At 74.0% G+C, this 3,589-nt stretch carries 2 protein-coding genes; both read right to left on the reverse strand.

The window, feature by feature from the left end:
• The coding region (locus tag ND748_RS28030; protein WP_251749200.1) for a 3-hydroxyacyl-CoA dehydrogenase NAD-binding domain-containing protein at positions 1-1,954 on the reverse strand (1,954 nt) is incomplete at its 3' end.
• Positions 1,955-1,994: 40 nt separating this feature from the next.
• Entirely contained in the window at positions 1,995-3,215 is a 1,221-nt protein-coding gene (locus ND748_RS28035) for an acetyl-CoA C-acyltransferase (RefSeq protein WP_251749201.1), read from the reverse strand.
• Positions 3,216-3,589 lie beyond the last annotated feature (374 nt).

The following is a 3,589-nucleotide window of genomic DNA, read 5'->3' on the forward strand; positions in this document are numbered from 1 at the left end:
CGGCCACTGCGCCACCGCCCGTGCCTCCCGCCGGTGCCGCGTCCACGGCGGCTCGCAGGGCGGCGGCGGCCTCGGGGTCGACGATCTGGGTGCCGTCCGGGCCGGTGGTGTAGACCGAGCCCCGGCCCGCCTCGACCAGCCGGGCAAGGCTCGTCGGCGCCCGGAACCGGTCCGGGAAGGTGACGTGCAGCGTCTGCGCGACGTGCAGTGCCACCGGTGGGCCGACGAGCGACAGCAGAACGAGCGGCGACATCGGCAGCCCCAGGGGATCCAGGGCGTGATCGACCTGTTCGATCGGCGTCCCCTGCTCGGCGGCGCCCAGCACCTCGCCGAGGAAGCGGGTGAGCAGCCGATTCACGACGAACGCGGGCGCGTCCGCGACGAGCACGGCGTCCTTCTTCAGGTTCCGGGCGACCGCGAGCGTCGTCGCGACCGTCGCGTCGTCGGTGCGGGCCGCACGGACCACCTCGACGAGCGGCAGCACCGACACCGGGTTGAAGAAGTGCAGGCCGGCGACCCGCTCGGGATGCGCGAGCGATGCGGCCATCTCGGTGATCGACAGCGCCGAGGTGTTCGTCAGCAGCACCGCGGTGGGCGCCACCACGGCCTCCAGGTCGGCGAAGACCGCCTGCTTGACCGTCAGGTCCTCGAAGACCGCCTCGATGACCAGATCGGCGTCGGCGAAAGCGGCCAAGGTCGGCGAGCCGGTGACGTTGGCCATGTACCGGTTGGCCTGGTCGGGGGAGATCCGGCGGCGCAGCAGCAGGTTGTCGATCTCCCGGTGGACGTTCGCGACCCCGGCGTCGAGCCGCCCGGCGTCGATGTCGGTGAGCACGACCGGCACCTCGAGGCGGTGCGCGAACACGAGGGCGAGCTGGGCGGCCATCAGCCCGGCGCCGACGACCCCGACCTTGGTGACCGGGCGGGCCAGCGCCGGATCCGGGCCGCCGACCGGCCGCTTGGCCCGCTTCTGGACCAGGTCGAAGGCATACAGTCCGGCGGCGAGCTCGCCGCTGACCGACAGATCGGCGAGCGCCTGGGTCTCGGCGGCGAAGCCGTCGCCGCGATCGGCGGTCTCGGCGAGCGCGATCAGGTCCAGGGCCCGGTAGGCGGCCGGCGCGGCGCCGTGCAGCCTGGCATCGGCGAGCGTCCGGCCGCGGGCGACGGCCTCGGCCCACTCGGCGCCTCGCTGCACCGGGCGGCGCTCGGCAACCGGGTCGATCTCCCCGCGCAGCACCCGGCCCACCCAGGCCAGCGCCTCCTCCAGGAAGTCGGCCGGAGCCAGCAACACGTCCCCGATGCCCAACTCGAACGCGGTGGACCCGCGCAGGGTGCGGTTCTGGCTCAGCGCGTTGTCGACGATGACGGACACCGCCCGGTCGGCGCCGATCAGGTTAGGCAGCAGCTGGGTGCCGCCCCAGGCCGGCACCAGGCCAAGGAACACCTCCGGGAAGGCGATCGCCGGAATCCCGGCGGACAGCGCCCGGTAGTCGCAGTGCAGTGCCAGCTCCAGGCCGCCGCCCAGCGCCGCCCCGTTGACCAGCGCGAAGGTGGGGACCCGGCGCCCGCCGAGGCGGCCGGAGCCGAGCCGGGCGAAGGCGTCGTGCCCAAGCCGGCCGAGCGCGTCCAGCGACGGGCGCAGCTTCGCCGCCTCGGTGATCGACGACCGGAAGCCCAGATCCGCGCCGACGCTGAAGATGAACGGCTTGCCGGTCACGGCGATCGCGGCGACCGGGGGATCGTGCGTCTCGATCTCGTCGACGGCGGCGAGCAGCCGGCGCAGCCCGGCCGGGCCGAAGGTGCTCGGCCGGGTGTGATCGTGGCCGTTGTCGAGGGTGACGAGGGCGACCGGGCCGACCACCCCGGGCAGCGTCACGTACCGGACGTGCGCCGCCGTGACGACCTCGTCCGGGTAGTCCAGGGTCACCTCGTCGATCGGTAGGTCGCCCGTCATGTCGCCCTCTCGTGGGACTCGGATGCTCGCGTGGGTCCGGTCAGCTCGATGCCGTGGTCGCGGCGCTGTGGTGGGGGTTCTCCCAGATCGTGGTGGCACCCATGCCGAGGCCCACGCACATCGCCGTCATGCCGTAGCGCACCTCGGGATGCTCGGCGAACTGCCTCGCGAGCTGGGTCATCAGCCGCACCCCGCTGGAGGCCAGCGGATGGCCCAGCGCGATCGCCCCGCCGTACTGGTTGACCCGGGGGTCGTCGTCGGCGATGCCGAAATGGTCGAGGAAGGCCAGGACCTGCACGGCGAATGCCTCGTTCAGCTCGAACAGCCCGATGTCGTCGATCGTCAGGCCGGTGCGGGCGAGCGCCTTCTCCGTCGACGGGATGGGGCCGACGCCCATGACCTCCGGCGCGACCCCGGCGAAGCCGTAGCCGACCAGCGTCATCCGCGCCGGCAGCCCCAGCTCCGCGGCCACCTCGGCGGCCGCGAGCAGGCACCCGGTGGCGCCGTCGTTGATCCCGGCGGAGTTGCCCGCGGTGACCCGTCCGTGCGGCCGGAACGGGGTGCGCAGCCCGGCCAGCCCGTCGAGGGTCGTCGTCGGGCGCGGCGGCTCGTCGGCGGTGACCAGCTCCCAGCCACTGTCGACGTGGCGGGCGGCCATCGGGACCAGATCGGGCTGGATCTGGCCGTTCGCGTAGGCCTTGGCGACCTTCTCCTGGGAGGCCAGGGCGTAGGCGTCGGCCCGCTGTCGGGTGATCGCCGGGAAACGGTCGTGCACGTTCTCCGCCGTCAATCCCATGATCAACGCGGACGGGTCGACCAGCCGCTCGGCGACGAAGCGCGGGTTGAGATCGGCGCCCTCGCCCATCGGATGGCGGCCCATGTGCTCCACCCCGCCGGCGACGGCCACGTCGTAGGCGCCCACCGCGATCGACGACGCCGTCGTGGTCACCGCCGTCACGGCCCCGGCGCACATCCGGTCGACGGCGTAGCCGGGCACCGACTCCGGCAGCCCCGCCAGCACGCCGGCGATGCGGCCGATCGTCAGGCCCTGGTCGCCGATCTGCGTGGTGGCCGCGACGGCCACCTCGTCGATGCGCTCGGGCGGCAGGGACGGGTTACGGCGCAGCAACTCCCGGATCACCCTGACGATCAGGTCGTCGGCCCGGGTCTCGGCGTACACGCCCTTGGCCTTGCCGAACGGCGTACGCACGCCGTCGACGAAGACCACGTCGCGGACTGCACCGCGGGCTGGACCGAACACGGTGGCCTCCCCACCGGCGGCTCGCGGCCACCGGCACCTCGCCGTGGGACACCGACTGCCCGCGCCGGCCCGAGGGACCGTGCGGGCGGTCAGCACCGGCGTGGACGCCGCCGGCACCGGCTAGCCTACGGCAGCGGTTACCGACGGGTAGGGCACTCGTACCCGACGCACCCGGTGTCGCGCCGAGAGGGTTGTCGGCGGTCTCGATCATCGCGGGAGGGCGCCGCGCTCCGCGGCGGGTCCGGCGTCGCGGCCCGTGCGTTGCTACTGGTCGTGGGCGGGGGCGGCGGGGGCGCCACTCGTCGGACCAGCAGTGGGCCTCGACGCCGCGGACGGCTTGGCCGCGCCGTTGCCGGGGGCCGAGTCGGTGGGGC

It is taken from the genome of Frankia sp. AiPs1, assembly GCF_023716945.1.
Classification (GTDB): domain Bacteria; phylum Actinomycetota; class Actinomycetes; order Frankiales; family Frankiaceae; genus Frankia.